The 19,302-nt window shown below is 62.0% G+C and carries 16 protein-coding genes; 2 read left to right on the forward strand and 14 right to left on the reverse strand.

The features are described from left to right. The first annotated feature begins 75 nt into the window (after positions 1 to 75). The gene (locus tag KGB27_RS22585) at positions 76 to 1,518 is read left to right on the forward strand and encodes a mechanosensitive ion channel domain-containing protein (RefSeq protein ID WP_223556433.1); all 1,443 of its coding nucleotides are present in this window, start codon (positions 76 to 78) and stop codon (positions 1,516 to 1,518) included. Between the two features lie 121 nt (positions 1,519 to 1,639). Here the strand turns inward: KGB27_RS22585 and KGB27_RS22590 are convergent, their stop codons facing one another. From KGB27_RS22590 to KGB27_RS22600, 3 genes are all read right to left on the reverse strand, one after another. Next, positions 1,640 to 4,069, reverse strand: coding sequence for a TonB-dependent receptor (locus tag KGB27_RS22590; RefSeq protein WP_223556435.1), 2,430 nt, complete (start codon positions 4,067 to 4,069; stop codon positions 1,640 to 1,642). Between the two features lie 101 nt (positions 4,070 to 4,170). Beyond that, positions 4,171 to 5,130 carry a FecR domain-containing protein gene (locus KGB27_RS22595; protein WP_192228890.1) on the reverse strand — a complete coding sequence of 320 codons (960 nt, stop codon included), beginning with the start codon at positions 5,128 to 5,130 and terminating at the stop codon, positions 4,171 to 4,173. Beyond that, on the reverse strand, positions 5,130 to 5,636 hold the full coding sequence (locus tag KGB27_RS22600) for a sigma-70 family RNA polymerase sigma factor (RefSeq protein ID WP_008040017.1): 507 nt from the start codon (positions 5,634 to 5,636) through the stop codon (positions 5,130 to 5,132). Before KGB27_RS22600 ends, KGB27_RS22595 begins: the two co-directional genes overlap by 1 nt. 303 nt (positions 5,637 to 5,939) lie before the next feature. Between KGB27_RS22600 and KGB27_RS22605 the strand changes: the two genes are divergently transcribed. Next, positions 5,940 to 6,380, forward strand: coding sequence for a carboxymuconolactone decarboxylase family protein (locus KGB27_RS22605; RefSeq protein ID WP_223556437.1), 441 nt, complete (start codon positions 5,940 to 5,942; stop codon positions 6,378 to 6,380). On the opposite strand, the gene KGB27_RS22610 is transcribed toward KGB27_RS22605, so the two are convergent. The 11 genes from KGB27_RS22610 to paaA form a co-directional block, all read right to left on the reverse strand. Continuing rightward, complete coding sequence (locus KGB27_RS22610; protein WP_008040021.1) at positions 6,381 to 7,973, reverse strand: DHA2 family efflux MFS transporter permease subunit; 1,593 nt, start codon at positions 7,971 to 7,973, stop codon at positions 6,381 to 6,383. After that, positions 7,970 to 9,091 (reverse strand): HlyD family secretion protein, encoded by a 1,122-nt coding sequence (locus KGB27_RS22615; protein WP_223556439.1) that lies wholly within the window; start codon positions 9,089 to 9,091, stop codon positions 7,970 to 7,972. The genes KGB27_RS22610 and KGB27_RS22615 overlap by 4 nt, the downstream gene beginning before the upstream one ends. 801 nt (positions 9,092 to 9,892) lie before the next feature. Further along, positions 9,893 to 11,947, reverse strand: a complete 2,055-nt coding sequence (paaZ, locus tag KGB27_RS22620; RefSeq protein ID WP_008032371.1) for a phenylacetic acid degradation bifunctional protein PaaZ — start codon at positions 11,945 to 11,947, stop codon at positions 9,893 to 9,895. Positions 11,948 to 12,005: 58 nt separating this feature from the next. Continuing rightward, positions 12,006 to 13,259, reverse strand: a complete 1,254-nt coding sequence (locus tag KGB27_RS22625; RefSeq protein ID WP_223556440.1) for an OprD family porin — start codon at positions 13,257 to 13,259, stop codon at positions 12,006 to 12,008. A gap of 32 nt (positions 13,260 to 13,291) precedes the next feature. After that, positions 13,292 to 14,938 (reverse strand): cation acetate symporter, encoded by a 1,647-nt coding sequence (locus KGB27_RS22630; protein ID WP_008032374.1) that lies wholly within the window; start codon positions 14,936 to 14,938, stop codon positions 13,292 to 13,294. Continuing rightward, positions 14,935 to 15,243, reverse strand: a complete 309-nt coding sequence (locus KGB27_RS22635) for a DUF485 domain-containing protein (RefSeq protein ID WP_008032377.1) — start codon at positions 15,241 to 15,243, stop codon at positions 14,935 to 14,937. Before KGB27_RS22635 ends, KGB27_RS22630 begins: the two co-directional genes overlap by 4 nt. A gap of 177 nt (positions 15,244 to 15,420) precedes the next feature. Next, positions 15,421 to 16,497 (reverse strand): 1,2-phenylacetyl-CoA epoxidase subunit PaaE, encoded by a 1,077-nt coding sequence (gene paaE / locus KGB27_RS22640; RefSeq protein WP_008032379.1) that lies wholly within the window; start codon positions 16,495 to 16,497, stop codon positions 15,421 to 15,423. Between the two features lie 33 nt (positions 16,498 to 16,530). Next, positions 16,531 to 17,064 (reverse strand): 1,2-phenylacetyl-CoA epoxidase subunit PaaD, encoded by a 534-nt coding sequence (gene paaD / locus KGB27_RS22645; RefSeq protein ID WP_008032381.1) that lies wholly within the window; start codon positions 17,062 to 17,064, stop codon positions 16,531 to 16,533. Then, entirely contained in the window at positions 17,051 to 17,812 is a 762-nt protein-coding gene (paaC, locus tag KGB27_RS22650) for a 1,2-phenylacetyl-CoA epoxidase subunit PaaC (protein WP_223556442.1), read from the reverse strand. Before paaC ends, paaD begins: the two co-directional genes overlap by 14 nt. Before the next feature lie 8 nt (positions 17,813 to 17,820). Next, positions 17,821 to 18,102: a 1,2-phenylacetyl-CoA epoxidase subunit PaaB gene (paaB, locus tag KGB27_RS22655; RefSeq protein ID WP_007943393.1), complete on the reverse strand. Its 282-nt coding sequence runs from the start codon at positions 18,100 to 18,102 to the stop codon at positions 17,821 to 17,823. A 28-nt stretch (positions 18,103 to 18,130) separates the two neighbouring features. Continuing rightward, positions 18,131 to 19,120 (reverse strand): 1,2-phenylacetyl-CoA epoxidase subunit PaaA, encoded by a 990-nt coding sequence (gene paaA, locus KGB27_RS22660; RefSeq protein WP_008032385.1) that lies wholly within the window; start codon positions 19,118 to 19,120, stop codon positions 18,131 to 18,133. Positions 19,121 to 19,302: the final 182 nt, after the last annotated feature.

Raw genomic sequence — 19,302 nt, forward strand, 5'->3', positions numbered from 1 at the left:
ACAGTGTTTTGTGTTGTTCCAACGACTGCGTTTGCTCCTACACTGTGCCCATCCGTACATGGCTGGAGTTGCTTGATGCTGTCACTGCTTACCAATCACCCGCTGGTCTGTGCCCTGATCCTGATCATCATCGATCTGGGGCTGTGGCGCTTGATCAGTGCCAGTGGCAGCAACTGGAAACTGTTGGTGCGGCTGCTGATTTTCACGTTGTTCAGCATCCTGTTGTTCAACGAAGGCCTGAACCCTCTGGAGCCCGCGCCCTGGGCGGACAACGTGCCGTTGCACCTGGCGGCGACCGGCTTGCAGATTGGCTGGTGGCTGTTCGGCGCGCGCACCCTGACGGTGTTGATCGGCGCAGGGATGATGCAACGGGTCGGGCACACCGGTCGCCTGCTCCAGGATTTGCTGGGCGCGGTGATTTTCCTGATCGCGATCATCGCGGCCCTGGCGTACGTGCTCGACCTGCCGGTCAAAGGCGTGCTGGCGACGTCCGGCGCGTTGGCGATCATCGTCGGCCTGGCGTTGCAAAGCACCCTCAGCGACGTGTTCTCGGGGATCGTCCTCAACACCACCAAACCCTATCAACTGGATGACTGGATCTCCATCGACGGCACCGAAGGTCGGGTCACCGACATCGATTGGCGCGCCACGCGCCTGCAAACGTCCCAGGGCAGCATGGCGGTGATCCCCAATTCGCTGGCGGCCAAGGCCAAGATCATCAACTTCAGCCGGCCGAGCGACATTTTCGGCGTGTCGATCAGCTTGCAGTTGAGCCCGCATGCACGTCCGCAAACGGTGATCGATGCGCTGGAACGGGCGATGGAGGGGTGCCGATACCTGCTGGCCAAGCCGGCACCGTGTGTCGCGCTCAAAGGTTCGAGTGCCACCGGCGTGGAATACGAAATCAGCGGCTTCGTGGTCTCGATGGACCAGAAGCGCATGGTGCGCAATTTGCTGTTCGATCTGGCGTTCCGACACTTGCAGGCATCCGGCGTGAGCCTGTTGTCCAGCGTCGAATCGAATGCACCGGTCAACCTGTCGCGGCCACGGGCGTTGCTGGAAAGCTCGGCGATCTTCTCGACTCTGCGTCAGGAAGAAAAAGAAACCTTCAGCCAGCACATGACCCTGCAAAACTTCCGCGCCGGGGAAATGATCCTGCCGGCGGGGGAGGTCAGCGATCATCTGTTCATCATCGAATCCGGCGTGGTCTCGGTGGAGTTGAGCCGCGCCGGGGCCAAGTTCGAGTCCGGGCGCATGGGGCCGGGCGAGGTGATCGGCGAGGGCGGGATCTTGTCGGACACGGCGCTGCCGGCGGACTTCAGCGCCAAGACCGCCTGCAGCCTGTACCGGATCGAAAAGGACTACCTCAAACCGTGCCTGGATGCGCGGCATGACATCGGCGAAGCGATGAAGGCGTTGCTGGATTTCCGTTTGCACAAGGCACAGACGTTGACCCAGGAAACGCCGAAGGTGGTGGAGAAGAAGGGGTTTTTGCAGTGGTTGCGTAGTCGGGCTTAGTGGTTGGTGTTGGATGGCCGCTTCGCGGTTCGCGGGCAAGCCTCGCTCCTACAGGGGGATGAGTTGTACCTGTAGGAGCGAGGCTTGCCCGCGAAGGCAATATTGGCCTCACCACAAACAATCAGAAATCCAGCGTCGCCGACACCTTCAGCGTCCGCGGCGTCCCCTGCGTCAGGTACCCGCCATTCGCCGAGGCCCAATACGCCTTGTTCGCCACGTTCTCCAGATTGGCGCGCAAGGTGATTTCCTTCTCGTCCATCTTGAAGGCATACCGCGACCCCACATCAAAGCGGTTCCACGCCGGAATGCTCTGGGTGTTGGCGGCGTTCAGGTATTGCCCGCCGGTGCGCAGCATCCGCGCACTGAGCGCCGCGCCTTCGATCCCCGGCACGTCCCAATCTGCCCCGACGTTGAGTTGAAAACGCGGTACGCCGACGGCGCGGTTGCCGTCGTTGACCCCGTTGGTGCTGCCTTCGATTTCGGTCTTCATCAGCGTCGCACCGCTCAGCAGGCGCAGGCCATCAAGCGGCTCGCCATAGACGTTCAACTCCACGCCTTTGTTTTGCTGCTCGCCATCGACCCGGAAGATCCCGTCCTGGGTGTAGCTCGACGGTTGTTCGATGCGGTACACGCCCAGGCTCGCGCCATAGGTGTCCATGTCCAGGCGCACGCCGGCTTCGATTTGCTTGCTGCGCACCGGGGCGAAGGTCTCGTCGCGGTTGATCGCGCTGGTCGGCGGCGTCGGGCCCTTGGCCAGGCCTTCGATGCGGTTGGCGTAGAACGAAACGTGTTCCCATGGCTTGATCACCAGGCCATAGACCGGGGTGGTGATCGACTCTTCGTAGCTTGAAGTGCGTGCGCCGGTGGTGGTGTTCCAGCCGTCGACGTTGAGCGTCTGGCGCCGTACGCCGAGGGTGAGCAGGACGCGATCATCGATGAAGCCCAGGGTGTCGGACACCGCCGCGCTGCGCAGGGTGTTCTTGCCGACGATGCGCGGGTCGTGAATGTCGCTGGCAAACGATGTGGGGCTTGGGCGCGGTTTGTCAGTGACGTCGTAGAGATTGGTGCTGTAGCGCGTGGCGGTTCCTATGGTTTCGAACGCCGAGCGTTGCTGGCCCCAGATACCCGCGAGGCCCAGGTTCAATTGGTGACTGATCGGCCCGGTGTTCAAGTGGCCGTTGAGGCCGGTCATCAGGCTTTTGTTGTCCTCGTCGTGAGGCGAGTAGAGCATGCCGCCCCGGGCATTACCGTTGAGGTCGGTGACGGTCAGCGACGAATACACGCCGTTCTCCCGCGTGTGTTTGGCGCCGCCGGACACATAGGCGGTCCAGTTGTCACTGAGGTCATACTCGGCGCGGGCCATGCCGAAGGTGTCTTCCAGTTGCGAGTAGCTCCAGCTCTGTGCGTAACCGGCGTTGGCATCCGGCACCTTGGGCGCTTTGTTCAAGGTCGAATCGACATAGATCACCGAGCGGCCCTGATTGATCACCTGTTTCTGATAGCCCAGGTCCGTCGACACCCGCAGGCGATCACCTCGGTAGTCCAGGCCGACGCTGATCAGCGACGAGCGACGGTCTTCGTCATCGACGGCGGTGGCGCCTTCGCGTTGCAGCAGATTGACCCGCGCGCCGAATCGGTTGTCTTCGCCAAAGCGCTGGCCCAGGTCCAGATGCCCGCCGACCCGGCCATCGTCGCTGTAATCGAGGGTGACGCTGCGGGTCGGCACATCGTTGGCGCGTTTGGGTTGCAGGTTGACGCCGCCGCCAATCCCGCTGCCGCTGGGCGTAACACCATTCACAAAAGCATTCGGTCCCTTGAACAACTCGACCCGTTCCAGCGCTTCGGTGGCGATGATCTGCCGGGGCAGGATGCCGTAAAGACCGTTATAGGAAATGTCATCGGACAGCAGCGGCAAACCGCGGATCACGAACACCTGGGAGAAGTTGCCAAAGCCGGCGGACTGCCGCACCGAAGCGTCGTTGAGCAACACATCGCCCACGGTCTGCGCTTGCTGGTCGGCGATGGTTTTGGCGGTGTAGCTGGTGACGCTGAAGGGCAGGTCTTTCAAGGCCTGGTTACCGAGCATGCCGATCTGCGCAACCTTGGCGACCTGACCGCCACCGTAGGTGTCCGCGTTGTCGTCGCGCAGGGCGCTGACGCTGGTGGCGCCCAACTCCAGTGCACCGTTGGCAGAGACTCGCGGCGCCACGGTGTAACCGTTTCCGCCCGTGCTGATCAACTCGAAACCGCTGCCCTCAAGCAATTGCGCGAAGCCTGATTGCACGCTGTAGTTGCCTTGCAATCCCGGACTCTGGCGATTGCCCAGTTGCGCCGGATCGAACGACAACGGCACGCCGACCGCCACGGCGAATTGCGCCAGGGTATGGCTGAGCAAGCCCGGCCCTATATCGACGTTGCGGCTGGCACTTTCGCTGACGGTATCAGCGGCATGGCTGTTGATCGGCAGCAACGCGGTAAAGGCCAGGGCAATGCTCAGGCTCAGGGCCTTGAGCGGGAAATCGGCGGGGCGGTGCAGCGGTGTCGAAGTCATTCGGCGTTCCTGTCGAGCGCGTGGAATTGAAGAGGTCTATCCACACACCGAACGAAACGCGGAAAGGTATCAGGGGACTGTGAAATAGTTTTTCAGCGCACTCAGGCCCGCGGCTCGACCGACAGCCAGTAGCGGGTCAGGCTGCTGATTTTCAGTGGCAGCGTATCGCTGAGCAGACGCAGGCTGGCATCGGTGTCACGCAGGGAAAACGCCCCCGACACCCGCAACCCCGCGACATCCGCATGACAACGCAACACGCCGGGGCGATAGCGGCTCAATTCGCCGAGCAATTCGTCCAGGCGCATATTGCTCGCCAGCAACATGCCCTTGTCCCAGGCCAGGGCGCTGGTGTCGAAAGGTTCGAGCGGGTCGAGGCGATTGAGCTTGAAGCTCTGGCGCTCACCGGCCTTGAGGGTCGTGCTCTGCTGGAGCAACTGCGGCGTGACTTCCACCAGCCCTTCGAGCACCGACACCTGGCTTCGCGAGCCAGTGATGCGCACGCAAAACCGCGTACCCAGCGCACGTGCGATGCCTTGCGGGGTTTCGACGATAAAGGGCCGGGCGCCGGGGTCCTTGGCGGTGCTGATCAACACTTCGCCATCCAGCAGCACCACTCGGCGTTCGCGCGGGGTAAAGGCAATGTCCACCGCACTTTCGGTGTTGAGCAGCACCTGACTGCCATCGGGCAGTTGCAGGTTTTTCTGTTCGCCCACTGCCGTGCGCTGATCGGCGGTCCATTGTTGCCAGGACACGTGTTGCGAGGCGATGCCCAAGGGGCCGGCCATCAGCAGCAAGCCAATACGCGTGAGGGTCTGGCGGCGGCTCAGACCATCCTTGCGTGCCGCTCGCTGCAGGGTCTGGATGGCCAGGTTGGCCGGCACGCTGCGAAATTCTCCGAGCAGCGCTTCGGCCCGTTGCCAGGCCAGTGCATGCTCGGCACTGCGATTGCGCCATTGGGCAATGGCGTGATGGTCGGACGGCGTCGCGCTGCCTGAATGCAACTGCACCAGCCAGTCGGCGGCTTCACCGAGAATGTGCGGGTTGATCATCGACGAATTCATCAGGCGACACTCAGGCAGGCAATGAACGCGGTGCGCATGTGCCGTTTGACGGTGATCAGCGACACATTCAGGCGTGCGGCGATCTGGTTGTAGGTCAGCCCTTCGATCTGTGACAGCAGAAAGGTTTCTCGAGTGATGGCCGGCAATTCGCGCAGCAGCGCTTCGATGCGCATCAGGGTTTCGAGAATCAGCAGGCGGGTTTCCGGTGACGGCACCTCCGCGGCCGGCAGGTGGGCAATGGTCTCCAGATAGGCGCGTTCGATGTCCTGTCGACGCCAGCGATCAATCACCAGGCCCTTGGCGATGTGCGTCAGCAGTGCCCGGGGCTCGCTGCCCCAGGGCTTGACGACTTGCCGGGTCAGCAAACGCAGGAACGTATCGTGGGCCAGGTCCGCCGCGTCGCAGCGATTGCCGAGTTTTCGCTGCAGCCATCCCTGCAGCCAACCGTGGTGTTCGCTGTAGAGGGTATGGATTTGCTGGTTCAAAGGCTGGTCGGCTGACGACATGGGGGGCTGATACTCTTTTCCGGCGTCCTGGCCTGATGCAATTAAGAATTGATCGCATTCTAGTGGCGAGGACCGAGTGCTGGCAATCAGCCCGACAGACTATTTTTCGCCCCCCTGTAGGAGCCGGCTTGCTGGCGATAGCATCACCTCACTCATCAATTTGCTCCGAGTTGCCCGCATCGCCAGCAAGCCGGCTCCTACAAGGGGGGCGGCGGTCTACTCGACTTCTGAGAAATTGGATATTCCAGCAGCCGGCCTGCGGGACTAACTTAGCTCCACCCCCACTTGCTCCCGGAGCCTGCCATGAAAGCCCGTATCGATTTCTACACCGCGTCCCCTGACGCCCTGAAAGCCATGATCGCCCTGGAAACCGCCGTTTCGAAGCTGCCACTGGAAAAGACCCTGATCGAACTGGTCAAGCTGCGTGCATCGCAAATCAATGGCTGCGCCTTCTGCATCGACATGCACACCGCCGATGCGATCAAGGGTGGCGAAACCCCGCGTCGCCTGTTTGCCGTGACCGCCTGGCGCGAGGCGCCGTTCTTCACCGACCGCGAACGTGCTGCGTTGCTCTGGACCGAGTCCCTGACCCAACTGAGCCTGACCCACGCTCCGGACGAAGATTACGAAGTGGTCGCTGCGCAGTTCAGCCCCAAGGAAATGGTCGACCTGACCGTGGCGATTTCCACCATCAACAGCTGGAATCGTCTGGCCGTAGGCTTCCGTAAAACGCCTCAGGCCTGATCAGTGAGCGTCCGCTGACGGCGCGGCCGGTGGTTGCACCTTGCGCATCAAGGGCACCATCGCCGTGGCGATGATGAAGCAGACCATGATCATCAGAAACGCATCGCCGTAGGTTTGCGTCTGCGCTTCGCGGTAGGTCAGCAGCCATAACTGGTGCAGGCTGGCGGTGACACCCGCGTCACCGCTTTGGCCGAGTGTGGCGAAGTTGTTGCCGACCTGGGACAGCCATTGATTCAGGGCTTCGTTGGTGCTGTTGAGGTTCTCCGCCAATCGTGTGAAGTGCAGGTTGGTGCGGTCATTGAGGATCGTCGCACAGGCGGCGATGCCAATGGCTCCGCCCAGGTTGCGCATCAGGTTGAACAGCCCGGAAGCGTGCTTGAGTCGCGCCGGCGCCAGACCGCCGAGGGTCAAGGTGACCGCCGGTGGCACCGCCAATTGCTGGGCAATTCCGCGCAGCGCTTGCGGCAGCATCAATTCCTTGCCTCCCCAGTCATGGGTGATCGGGCTGAAATCCCACATCGACAAAGCGAATAACCCAAGGCCGGTCATCATGACCCAGCGCAGATCGATGCGGTTGGCCAGAAAGGCGTACAGCGGAATCGCCATGATCTGGAACACCCCGGTGGAGAAAACCGCCAGACCAATGTCCAGCGCGCCATAACCCCGCACCCGGCCGAGAAACAGCGGCGTCAGGTAAATCGTGGCAAACAGGCCGATCCCGGTGACAAACGAGAAGAAGCAGCCGAGGGCGAAGTTGCGGTCTTTGAGAGCGCGCAAATCGACGATCGGGTTGGCCACGTGCAAGGTCCGGCCGATGAACGCCAGGCCCGCCAGGCCGCTGATCCATGCGGTGGTCAGAATCGTGCGGTCACTGAACCAGTTCCAGCGCGGGCCTTCTTCGAGGGTGTATTCCAGGCAGCCGAGAAACAGTGCCAGAAACACCATGCTCAAATAGTCGGCGCCCTTGAGCAGCGACAGTTCCGGCTGATCGATCTTCACCAGCATCGGCACCGCCACCGCAACAAAAATCCCCGGCACCAGGTTGATGTAGAACAGCCAGTGCCAGGAGGAAACGTCGGTGATCCAGCCACCAATCACCGGTCCCAGTGTCGGTGCCAAGGACGCCACTGCGCCGATGGTCGCGGCGGCGATCACCCGTTGTTTGCCGGTGAAGAAAAAGAACGCCGTGGTGAACACCAGCGGGATCATCGAGCCGCCAAGAAACCCTTGCAGGGCGCGGAAGGCGATCATGCTCTGAATGTTCCAGGCCGCGCCGCAGAGCAGGCTGGCCAGGGTGAAACCCACCGCGGATGCGCAGAACAGCCAGCGGGTCGAGAACACACGGGAGAGCCAGCCGGACAGCGGAATCACGATGATTTCGGCGATCAGGTAGCTGGTCTGCACCCACGCCGTTTCGTCAGTGCCCGCCGACAATCCGCCGCCGATATCGCGCAACGAGGCCGAGACGATCTGGATATCCAGCAGGGCAATGAACATGCCGATGCACATGGTGGCGAAGGCGAACACCTTGGTCGCCGTCGCCATGTTCGCGGCGTTGAACGGCTGCGCGGGGGCGGCGAGGGCGCGGCTCATGGCGCGCTGGCCACGGCAGGCGTTTCAGGCTCCTTGCGTGTGTCGACTTCAGCGGTCACCGACAGGCCCGGACGCAGATGCCCAAGCACGCCGTCGGCAGGATCGAGCACGATCCGCACTGGCACTCGCTGCACGATTTTGGTGAAGTTGCCGGTGGCGTTTTCCGGTGGCAACACGCTGAACTGCGAACCGCTGGCCGGCGCGAGGCTGTCGAGGTGCCCGTGGAATACCTGCCCCGAGAGCACGTCGGCGTGAATGATCACCGGTTGGCCCGGTGTCATGTGCGCCAGTTGGTCTTCCTTGAAGTTGGCATCGACCCACAGCCCGCTGGCCGGCACCACTGACAACTGCTGCGAACCGGCCTGCGCATACGCACCGACCCGAGCCCGGCGATTGCCGATCACGCCATCCATCGGTGCGCGCAACTCGGTGTAGCCGACGTTCAATTGCGCCAGGTCTCGTTCGGCCCGGGCTTGCATCAGCGCGGCACGTGCTTGCTGTTTCTGAGTGTCGATCACGTTCAATTGGCGTTGCGCCGCCAGCAGTTCAGCCTGGGCCCGAGTACTCAGCGCCTGGGCGGTCTTGAAGGTGGCGTCGGCCCGTTGCGCACTTTCCACGGAGACGGCGTTGCTGCCGACCAAGCGTTTGTAGCGTGCATTGTCGTCCCGTGAGCGGGCCGTTTCAGCGCCGGTGGCATCGATCCCGGCACGGGCCTGACCGATCACCGCGTGTTGCAGTTGTTCGGTGGCGTCGAGGTTGGCCAGCAAGGCTTCTTGCGCAGCCACCGCGCCTTCGGCCTTGGCCAGGTTAGCGCGGTAGTCACGGGAATCGAGGCGGATCAGCACATCGCCGGCCTTCACTTTCTGATTGTCGCTGACCAGCACTTCTTCGATGTAACCCGCGACCTTCGGCCCGATCACCGTCACGTCGCCGCCAATGTAGGCGTCGTCGGTTTCTTCGATGAAACGCCCGGCGGTCCACCAATGGGTGGCGTAAAGGCCTGCACATATCAGGGCAGCAATGGCCAGCGTCAGCAGGATCAGGCGCTTGAGCAGGGGAGGCTTGGGCGTGCTCACCGCAACGGCAACGTCGGGTTCAAGGCTGGGCATGCTGGTCATGGAGGATTACCTGTGGGAATCGGCGTTTAATTACGTGCGTAATATGACGCATGTAATATTTGGTCGCAATTAATTTCTGCTGCCGATCGTCAGGTGCTTATTTTCGCCAGTGGCCAGGGGTGATGCCGGTCATGTCCTTGAAGAAGGCAATAAACGCACAGTCACTGGCAAAAACCAGTGCAAAGGCGCTTTAACAGGAACTCGCAGAAAGCCCCTTGTAGGCGATAGGGCCTTTGGACTTGCATCGATCATGCAGCCGCCATCGCCGGCAAGCCGGCTCCTACAGTGGATCGGTGTGAACGTTGAAACTGGCGTTCACACAAAACCCTTGTAGGAGCCGGCTTGCTGGCGATGAGGCCCTTGGATTTGCATCGATCCTCAGGCCGTCATCGCCGGCAAGCCAGCTCCTACAGTGGATCGGTGTGAACGTTGAGGCTGGCGTTCACGCAAAACCCTTGTAGGAGCCAGCTTGCTGGCGATGGGGCCTTTGGATTTGCATCGATCATGCAGCCGCCATCGCCGGCAAGCCGGCTCCTACAGTGGATCGGTGTGAGCGTTGAGACTGGCGTTCACACAAAACCCTTGTAGGAGCCGGCTTGCTGGCGATGGGGCCTTTGGATTTGCATCGATCATGCGGCCGTCATCGCCGGCAAGCCGGCTCCTACAGTGGATCGGTGTGAACGTTGAAACTGGCGTTCACACAAAACCCTTGTAGGAGCCGGCTTGCCGGCGATGAGGCCCTTGGATTTGCATCGATCCTCAGGCCGTCATCGCCGGCAAGCCAGCGCCTACAGGACTGCGTCAATCCTCGCGTTTGACGACCAGCGTGAGGATGTCGTAACTGGCGACCAGTTCACCCAGCTGGTTGGTGACTTCCACGTCCCACGCCACCACGCCCTGCGGAATGCCTTGCGGGCTCTTTTTGCCTTGATCGATTTTGCGTTTGCAGGTCAGGCGCGCCTGGATGGTGTCGCCGATGCCCACCGGGTTGATGAAGCGCAACGTATCCAGGCCGTAGTTGGCCAGCACCGGGCCCGGTGCCGGGGAGACGAACAGACCGGCCGCCGCCGACAGCACGAAGTAACCGTGGGCGATGCGTTTGCCGAATTGCGATTCCTTGGCGGCGATCTCGTCGAAGTGCATGTAGAAGTGATCGCCGGACAGGCAACCGAAGTTCACCAGATCGGCCTCGGTCACAGTGCGACGGTGGGTCAGCAGCGACTCGCCGATCTGCAGGTCCTGGAAGAACCGGCGGAACGGATGCACCTCGGTCTCGATGACCTTGGCGCCGCGCACGTATTCACCGGTGACGGCGGCGAGCATGGTCGGCGAGCCTTGCACGGCGGCGCGTTGCAGGTAGTGTTTTACCGCGCGCAGACCACCGAGCTCTTCACCGCCACCGGCACGACCCGGTCCGCCATGCTTGAGTTGTGGCAGGGGCGAGCCGTGGCCGGTGGATTCGGCGGCGGACTCGCGGTCCAGCACCAGCAAGCGACCGTGCCAGGCTGCCGCGACAGGAATGGCTTTGGCGGCGATCTGCGGATCCTTGGTGATCAGACTCGCCACCAGGCTGCCTTTACCGCGCGCGGCCAGGGCCAATGCTTCGTCGAGGTCGTCGTAGGCCATCAGCGTGCTGACCGGGCCGAACGCTTCGATGTCGTGCGCGCCGCCTTCAGCGTGCGGGTCGCGGGCCTGCAACAGGGTCGGCGCGAAGAACGCACCCTGGCTGACGTTTTCGCCACGCGGTTCAAAACCGTCGCGAGCGCCAAACAGCATGTCGCTGCTTTGCAGCAGGCTTTCCAGGCGCTCGGCGACGTCTTTTTGCTGATCGTGAGAGGCCAGTGCACCCATGCGCACGCCTTCCACCGACGGGTCGCCGACCACGACTTTCTTCAGGCGGTCGCGCAAACGGGTCGCGACGGCATCGATGTGTTTGGCCGGCACAATGGCGCGGCGGATGGCGGTGCATTTCTGCCCGGCCTTGGTGGTCATTTCCCGTGCGACTTCCTTGATGAACAGCTCGAACTCTTCGTCGTCCGGGGTCACGTCCGGGGCGAGGATCGCGCAGTTCAGCGAGTCGGCTTCGGCGTTGAACGGCACCGAGTTGCGGATCAGGTTCGGATTGACCCGCAGCTTGGCGGCGGTGTCGGCCGAACCGGTGAACGTCACCACGTCCTGGCCTTGCAGGCGGTCGAGCAAGTCACCGGTGCTGCCGATGATCAGTTGCAGGCTGCCCGCCGGCAGCAAGCCGGATTCGTCCATCAGCCGCACCACGGCTTCGGTCAAGTAGCTGGTGGCGCTGGCCGGTTTGACGATGCACGGCATGCCGGCGAGAAAGCTCGGCGCGAATTTTTCCAGCATGCCCCAGATCGGGAAGTTGAACGCATTGATGTGCACTGCAAGACCACCGCGCGGCACCAGAATGTGCGTGCCGGCGAAGGTGCCGAGCTTGCTCAGCTGCATCGCCGGGCCTTCGTGGACGATGTTGCCTGACGGCAGTTCCCGCGAGCCGAGGCTGGCGTAGGTGAACAGCGTGCTGTTGCCGCCCTCGATATCGATCCAGCTGTCGGCGCGGGTGGCGCCGCTGTGGTGGGAGATCGCGTAGAGCTGCTCCTTGCGTTCGCTCAGGTACAAGGCCAGTGCCTTGAGGCGTTGCGCCCGTTGCTGGAAGTCCAGCGCCATCAAGCCGCTGATGCCTTGGCGACGACCGTGCTCGACGGCTTCGGCGAAGTCCGGACGTTCCTCGTGGGTGCGTGCAATCTCGTGGCCGTCGATGGCGCTGCGCAGCACCTGGGCACCGTGTTGGCCGATCCAGCGACCGGCGATGAAACTTTGCAGGGTAGGGGCGTGAGACATCACGATTCCTCCAGGTTGTGAAAGGTGTTGGCGCGGCGGTAACCGCGCCCTTCAGGGATTACCAAAGCGCCACGGTGTAACCGACGATCAGCCGGTTTTCATCAAGGGCGGTGTTCAGGCCATTGCCGGAGCGGAAGGTCACGTTGCGCCAGCGCAGGCTGACGTCCTTGAACACGCCGCTCTGGATGACGTAACTGATGTCGGTGTCGCGCTCGCGCTCACGGCCGTTGTCGACGGTGCCGGCCTTGACGTGGCGCCCGTCGGTGTAGCGGGTCATGAAGGTCAGGCCGGGAATGCCTTGCGCCGCGAAGTCGTAGTCGTAACGCAACTGCCAGGAGTCCTCGTCGGCGCGGGTGTAGGTGTTGAAGGTCACCAGGTTGACCACGTACGGATCGCCGCCGTTGAGGAACGGAAAGGCACTGTCGCCGGACAACTGCTGGTACGTGGCGCTGACCTTGTGGGCACCGTGGGACACGGTGAACATGCTGTTGAAGTTGCGGTTGTCGATCCGTCCGGCGCGCTCGGCGCCGTCGCCTCGGCTGTCGAAATAGCGCAAGTCGCTGCGCAGATTGAAACCGTTGCCCAGCGGCTGGGTATGCACCAATCCGACAAACTGCTGGCGATAAATCTGATCGAGCTTGCCGTAGTAGTAGCTCAGGTTCAGTTGCGGACTGAACGCGTAGCTGCCGCCGGCAAAGTCGAAGTGATCACTGCTGGCGGCGGCGTAACCGATGTCATCGTTGCTGGAGGAATCCCGCAGGTTGGCCTTGGTCAGGCGCCCGGTATTCAGCGTCAGGCCACTGATTTCCTGGCTGGTCAGCAAGCCACCTTCGAACGTCGAACCGAGCAGGCGGGTGTCGTTGTAAGTCGCCACCGGCAGCAAGGGTTGCAGGGTGCCGAGCTTCAACACGCTTTTCGATACCCGCAGCTTGCCGGTCAGCCCCAGCTCGCTGAACTCGTCCGCCGGCTCATGGCTTTTCGGACCGAAGGGCAGCAGCCCGGTGCCACGGCGATCCGGGCTGGAGTCGAGTTTCACTCCCAGCTCCCCCAACGCATCGAGACCGAAGCCTAAAGTGCCGTCGGTGAACCCGGACTCGATGCGCGCGGTGAAACCCTGCGCCCATTCTTCAGCCTTGGATTGCGCCGCGTTGTCCTGACGGAAATCGCGATTGATGTAGTGGTTGCGCATTTCAATGCGGGCCTTGCTGTCATCGATAAAGTCGGCCATGGCGCTGGGGGCGACCATGGGCAGGCTCAATGCGGCGGCCAGCGAAAACAGTGATTCGTAGGGTGCAGAACGTGCGGGCTTCATTGTTTTTATTCCCTGCCATCAGTCGGTCGTGATTAGTGCTTGCTGGCGCCGGAGGCACCGATGCCGGTCATCGAACGGATGAACTGCGCCAGGTAGCGGCCGCGCTCAAGGGCCGCTCGCGGCGAGGTGTCGGTGACCGAAAACAGCCAGGCACTGAAAAACGCGAGGCTCATGGAAAACAGCGCCGGGTTGGAGTACGGGAACAGCGCCTTGTCGTGATGCAACACGTTGACCCACACCGCCGGGCTCAGCACCAGCAGGACAATCGCCGAGACCAGCCCCGTCAGGCTGCCGGTGACCGCGCCGCGAGTGGTCAGGCCTTTCCAGTACATCGAAAGGAACAGCACCGGGAAATTCACCGACGCGGCGATGGCCAGCACCAGGCCGGAAAGGAACGCAATGTTCTGCGATTCGAACAGCAGGCCGAGGATGATCGCCAGCACGCCGATGCACAGCGTGGCTATGCGCGAGACGCGGATTTCCTGCTGCTCGGTGGCCTGGCCCTTGCGCATCACGCAGGCATACAAATCGTGGGATACCGCCGAGGCGCCGGACAACGCCAACCCTGCAACCACCGCCAGAATGGTGGCGAACGCGACTGCCGAGATGAAGCCGAGGAACAGGTTGCCGCCCACGGCTTGTGCCAGGTGCACGGCGATCATGTTGCCGCCGCCGATGATCGCGCCGCTGGCATCGCGGAACGCAGGATCGGTGCCGACCATGACGATGGCGCCGAAGCCGACGATGATCAGCAGCAAGTAGAAGTAACCGATGAAACCGGTGGCGTAGAACACGCTTTTACGTGCTTCCTTGGCATCGCTGACGGTGAAGAAACGCATCAGGATATGCGGCAGGCCGGCGGTGCCGAACATCATGCCCAAGCCCAGCGAGATCGCATCGATCGGGTTCGACAGCAAACCACCAGGCGCCATGATCGCGCTGCCCTTGGCGTGCACGGCAGTGGCGCCGGCGAACATCGCTTCGGTGCTGAAACCGAAATGCTTGAGCACCATGAACGCCATGAACGTGGTGCCGAACAGCAGCATCACCGCTTTGATGATCTGCACCCACGTGGTGGCGAGCATGCCGCCGAAGGTCACGTAGAACACCATCAACACACCGACCAGCATCACCGCGTAGAGGTAGTCGATGCCGAACAGCAACTCGATCAGCTTGCCGGCACCGACCATCTGCGCCACCAGGTACATCAACGCGACGGTTAGGGTGCCGAACGCCGAGGTCAGGCGCACCGGGGTTTGTTCCAGGCGATAAGAGACCACGTCGGCGAATGTATATTTGCCGAGGTTGCGCAGGCGCTCAGCGATCAGGAACAGGATGATCGGCCAGCCCGCCAACACGCCCAGGGCGTAGAGCAAGCCGTCGTAGCCATTGAGAAACATCATCGCCGAGATGCCGAGGAAGGACGCCGCCGAGATCATGTCGCCGGCAATCGCCAGGCCGTTCTGGAAGCCAGTCATGCCACCGCCGGCGGTGTAGAAATCGCTGGCGGAGCGGGTACGCAATGCGGCCCAACGCGTGACGCCGAGGGTGAACAGCACGAACACCAGGAACATGCCGATGGCGTTCCAGTTCAATGGGCGGGACGCGCCGTCGGCAGCGACCGCGAAGTCGGTGACCGCTGCCAGCGGCAACAGGAACAACGCCAGGAGCCGGCTCATCGGGCGCACTCCTGTTTCAGCTTTTCGTTGAGCGGATCAATCACGTTGTTGGCGCGATAGACGTAGAAACCGGTCAGCGCGAAGGCCAATACCACAATCACCACACCGACCAGCATGCCCACCGAGGTCACGCCGCCGCTCAAGGACTGGCCGAGGGTGGCGGGGGAGAACGCCACCAGCAACACGAAGCCGAAATAGATCACCAGCATGATCAGCGACAGCGACCAGTACAGGTTTTGTTTGCGACGAACCAGCTGGATGAAATCGGGGTGCTGGCGGATGAGTTCTACGTCAGTGGGTGTCATGGCACGCTCTCTGTTGTTTTTGTTGTTGTGGGGTGAAGCAGGTTCTCGGGGGCGCCCCGGTCCCTGTAGGAGCGAAGCTTGCCCGCGAAGAGGCCGGCAGATTCAACATTGATGTCGTCTGATGGTCAGTCTTCGCGGGCAAGCCTCGCTCCTACAGGTTCCGTGTTTGCCGGATAATCAGAGTTGGTCGAAATCCAGGATGACTTTGTCGCTGACCGGATACGCCTGGCACGACAGCACGTAACCGGCGGCCACTTCGTAGTCTTCCAGGGCGTGGTTGCTGTCCATTTCCACTTCGCCTTCGATGACCTTGCATTTGCACGTCGAGCACACGCCGGCCTTGCACGAGTAAGGCAATTCGGCGCCCTGGGCGTTGCCGGCGTCGAGGATGCTCTGGCTGTTGCGCGGCAGGTCGAAGGCCAGCGCGCGGCCGTCGCTGATGACGGTGATCTGGCTGACCGCCGCATCAACTTGCCGTGCAGCCTCGCGAGCCTCGCGTTTTTGCTGGCTGCCAGCGGCGGCGAACAGTTCGAAATGGATGCGTTCGGGCGCCATTCCCTTGGCCTTGAGGCTGTCGCGCACGGTTTCGGTCATCTCCTGCGGGCCACAGATGAATGCCGCATCGAGGGCTTTGACATCGAGCCAGCGGGAGAACAGTTGCTCGCATTTCTCGGCGTTGATCCGGCCGTTGTACAGGTCGACATCCTGCTGCTCGCGACTGAACACGAAGATCAGGTTCAGACGCTGCAAGTAGCGGTTTTTCAGATCTTCGAGCTGTTCACGGAACAGCGCGCCGGAACTTGAACGGTTGCCGTACAGCAGCGTGACGCGGCTGTGCGGTTCGGTTTGCAGGGTGGTCTTGATGATCGACAGGATCGGCGTGATGCCGCTGCCCGCCGCCACGGCCAGGTAATGACCGTGGCGTTGTGGGTCGAGCTCGACGCAGAAGTGCCCGGCCGGCGGCATCACTTCCAGGCTATGCCCGGCCTTGAGCTGCTCATTGGCGAATGCGGAGAAACGCCCGCCGGCCACACGCTTGATCGCGACGCGCAGTTCGCCGTCATTGACGCCGGTGCAGATCGAATACGAACGACGCACTTCTTCGCCATCCATTTGCGTGCGCATCACCAGGTGCTGGCCCTGGGTGAAGTGAAAACTGTCTTGCAGGTGCTGCGGAATATCGAAGGCGATGGACACCGCGTCACGGGTTTCGGCGCGCACGTCCTTGATGGTCAGGCTGTGAAATTTGCTCATTATTGTTCTCCAGCTGGGACGGCCGATCGCCGCTCAGATGCACTTGAAATAGTCGAACGGCTCGCGGCAATCGACGCAGCGGTACAACGCCTTGCACGCGGTGGAACCGAACTCGCTGAGCACTTCGGTGTGCGCGCTGCCGCATTGCGGGCAGACGATCACCGGGCTTTCGCCGAGCAGGCTGCGTTTGCTGGTGCTGCCGTCCGGCGGTGCGATGCCATAAGCGCGCAGGCGTTCGCGGCCGATGTCGGTGATCCAGTCGGTGGTCCACGCCGGGGTCAATTTGCGTTCCAGTTGCGGTGCCCTGAAGCCGGCAAGTTCCAGCGCATCGCGGATGTCGCTTTCAATCACCTCGGTGGCGGGGCAGCCGGAGTAGGTTGGCGTGACCACCACGTGCAAGTGGCCGGCTTGCCAGTCGAGATCGCGCACGATGCCGAGGTCGACCACGCTGACCACCGGCACTTCCGGGTCCATGACCTGCGCCAGGGTCGCCCACGCGGCGGCCAGGTCCGTCGGTTGGGCCGGCCGGGCGCCGAGGTCGCTGGCGATCAGCTCACCAGGTTGCATCGGGGTACGCTCGTGGCAGGAATTGCATCTCCGCCAACAGGATGCCGAGGTGTTCGGTGTGCAGCCCCTTGCGCGCATTCAGGTAGAAATAGCTCGGCGCGGCAGGCACCGGCAGGGTGGCGCTGGCGAAAACCTCGTTGACCCTGGCTTGCCACGCGGCGGCGACGGTGGCGATGTCCGGGGTGATGCCGGCTTCGCACAGACGCTGTTCGCTGTCATCGGCAGCGATCAGTTCCACGGTAAAGCGCCAGACCTCAGGGATCGCTGCGAGCATGCGCTTGTGGCTTTCCTCGGTGCCGTCGCCCAGACGCTCGACCCACTCGCTGGAGCGGCGCAGGTGATAGGTCACTTCCTTCATCGCTTTGGCAGCGATCCCGGCGACGCGCTCATCGCTGGACTGGCTCAGACCTTTAAGCACTTCCAGGTGCCAGGCGTCATACAGGAACTGCTTGAGGATGGTCACCGCGTAATCGCCGTTGGGTTGTTCCACCAGCAGCAGGTTGCGATAGGCGCGCTCATCGCGACGGAACGCCAGGTGATCGGCATCGCGATCGTCGCCCAGCAGTTCAGCGGCGTATTCCAGCCAGTTGCGCGCCTGGCCGACGAGGTCGAGGCCGACGTTCATCAGCGCCAGTTCTTCTTCCAGCGCCGGTGCCTTGCCGCACCATTGGCACAGGCGCTGGCCCTGGATCAGGGCGCTGTCGCCGAGGCGCAGCAGGTATTCGATCAGATCGGTCTTGTTATTCATGGTCGACCTCACATGTGCCCGACTTCGGCCGGCAGCTCGTAGAAGCTGGCATGGCGATAAACCTTGTCGTCCGACGGGTCGAACAGCGGGTCTTTTTCATCCGGCGACGAGGCGGTGATCAGTGCCGACGGCACGACCCACAGGCTCACGCCTTCGCTGCGACGGGTGTACAACTCACGCGCGTTCTCGATGGCCATGGTGGTGTCGGCGGCATGCACGCTGCCGACGTGCTTGTGGTTGAGGCCGTGCTTGCTGCGCACGAAGACTTCGAAAAGGGTCCATTCGGACATGGCGGTGTCTCCAGATCAGGTGGCCGAATCAGGCGGCGTTCTTGTTTTGTTTTTTGCGGGCGTGGGCAACTGCGGCTTCGCGGACCCAGGCGCCGTCTTCAATGGCTTTGCGGCGAGTGGCGACGCGTTCCTGGTTGCACGGGCCGTTGCCCTTGAGCACTTCGTAGAACTCGCTCCACTGGATTTCACCGAAGTCGTAATGGCCGCGTTCGGCGTTCCACTTCAGGTCCGGATCGGGGCAGGTGCAACCGAGCAATTCGAGTTGCGGGATGGTCTGGTCGATGAAGCGCTGGCGTAGTTCGTCGTTGCTCTGGCGTTTGATTTTCCAGGCCATGGACTGGGCGCTGTTCGGCGAGTGCTCGTCGCTCGGGCCGAACATCATCAGCGACGGCCACCACAGGCGGTTGATCGCGTCCTGGACCATGTCTTTTTGCGCCTGATTGCCGTGGCGCATCATGGTCAGAAGGATTTCGTAGCCTTGGCGCTGGTGGAAACTTTCTTCTTTGCAGATGCGCACCATGGCCCGGGAGTAGGGACCGTATGAGGTGCGTTGCAACACCACCTGATTGACGATCGCGGCGCCGTCAACCAGCCAGCCCACTGCGCCCATGTCGGCCCAGTTCAGGGTTGGGTAGTTGAAGATGCTCGAGTACTTGGCCTTGCCGCTGTGCAGCTTGGCGATTTCTTCGTCGCGGTCGGCGCCGAGGGTTTCCATGGCGCTGTACAGGTACAGGCCGTGGCCGGCTTCGTCCTGAATCTTGGCCATCAATTGCAGTTTGCGTTTGAGCGATGGTGCGCGGGTGACCCAGTTGCCTTCGGGCAGCATGCCGACGATTTCCGAGTGGGCGTGCTGCGAGATCTGCCGGATCAGGGTCTGGCGATAGGCATCAGGCATCCAGTTTTTCGCTTCGATCTTGATTTCTGAATCGATTTTTTCCTGGAAGGCGCGTTCCTGTTCGGACATTTCCGACAGGTCCTTGATGCGCTTAACGCCGGTTTCTACGAGCTGTGCGTACATTGGGGGGTCTCCCGCCTTGAATCTGATCGAGGGCATGGAGAACTTTATAAGCGATACAGAATTTAATATCAAACACAAAATATCGTGTCGTATGTTTTTTTGTATCGCTTTCGACGTACGGGGCGAGTCCGGTTTCTGGACAGCCTGATGGCGCCTTAGTAGCATCCGCTGCTTACCGACTG

The organism is Pseudomonas sp. BF-R-01 (assembly GCF_019946615.1).
Classification (GTDB): Bacteria; Pseudomonadota; Gammaproteobacteria; order Pseudomonadales; family Pseudomonadaceae; genus Aquipseudomonas; species Aquipseudomonas migulae.

Excerpts from the sequence above, each read along its gene's own strand:
- KGB27_RS22585 (WP_223556433.1), top strand. The coding sequence starts at position 76 with ATGCTGTCACTGCTTACCAATCACCCGCTGGTCTGTGCCCTGATCCTG.
- KGB27_RS22590 (WP_223556435.1), bottom strand. The coding sequence starts at position 4,069 with ATGACTTCGACACCGCTGCACCGCCCCGCCGATTTCCCGCTCAAGGCC.
- KGB27_RS22595 (WP_192228890.1), bottom strand. The coding sequence starts at position 5,130 with ATGAATTCGTCGATGATCAACCCGCACATTCTCGGTGAAGCCGCCGAC.
- KGB27_RS22600 (WP_008040017.1), bottom strand. The coding sequence starts at position 5,636 with ATGTCGTCAGCCGACCAGCCTTTGAACCAGCAAATCCATACCCTCTAC.
- KGB27_RS22605 (WP_223556437.1), top strand. The coding sequence starts at position 5,940 with ATGAAAGCCCGTATCGATTTCTACACCGCGTCCCCTGACGCCCTGAAA.
- KGB27_RS22610 (WP_008040021.1), bottom strand. The coding sequence starts at position 7,973 with ATGAGCCGCGCCCTCGCCGCCCCCGCGCAGCCGTTCAACGCCGCGAAC.
- KGB27_RS22615 (WP_223556439.1), bottom strand. The coding sequence starts at position 9,091 with ATGACCAGCATGCCCAGCCTTGAACCCGACGTTGCCGTTGCGGTGAGC.
- paaZ (WP_008032371.1), bottom strand. The coding sequence starts at position 11,947 with ATGTCTCACGCCCCTACCCTGCAAAGTTTCATCGCCGGTCGCTGGATC.
- KGB27_RS22625 (WP_223556440.1), bottom strand. The coding sequence starts at position 13,259 with ATGAAGCCCGCACGTTCTGCACCCTACGAATCACTGTTTTCGCTGGCC.
- KGB27_RS22630 (WP_008032374.1), bottom strand. The coding sequence starts at position 14,938 with ATGAGCCGGCTCCTGGCGTTGTTCCTGTTGCCGCTGGCAGCGGTCACC.
- KGB27_RS22635 (WP_008032377.1), bottom strand. The coding sequence starts at position 15,243 with ATGACACCCACTGACGTAGAACTCATCCGCCAGCACCCCGATTTCATC.
- paaE (WP_008032379.1), bottom strand. The coding sequence starts at position 16,497 with ATGAGCAAATTTCACAGCCTGACCATCAAGGACGTGCGCGCCGAAACC.
- paaD (WP_008032381.1), bottom strand. The coding sequence starts at position 17,064 with ATGCAACCTGGTGAGCTGATCGCCAGCGACCTCGGCGCCCGGCCGGCC.
- paaC (WP_223556442.1), bottom strand. The coding sequence starts at position 17,812 with ATGAATAACAAGACCGATCTGATCGAATACCTGCTGCGCCTCGGCGAC.
- paaB (WP_007943393.1), bottom strand. The coding sequence starts at position 18,102 with ATGTCCGAATGGACCCTTTTCGAAGTCTTCGTGCGCAGCAAGCACGGC.
- paaA (WP_008032385.1), bottom strand. The coding sequence starts at position 19,120 with ATGTACGCACAGCTCGTAGAAACCGGCGTTAAGCGCATCAAGGACCTG.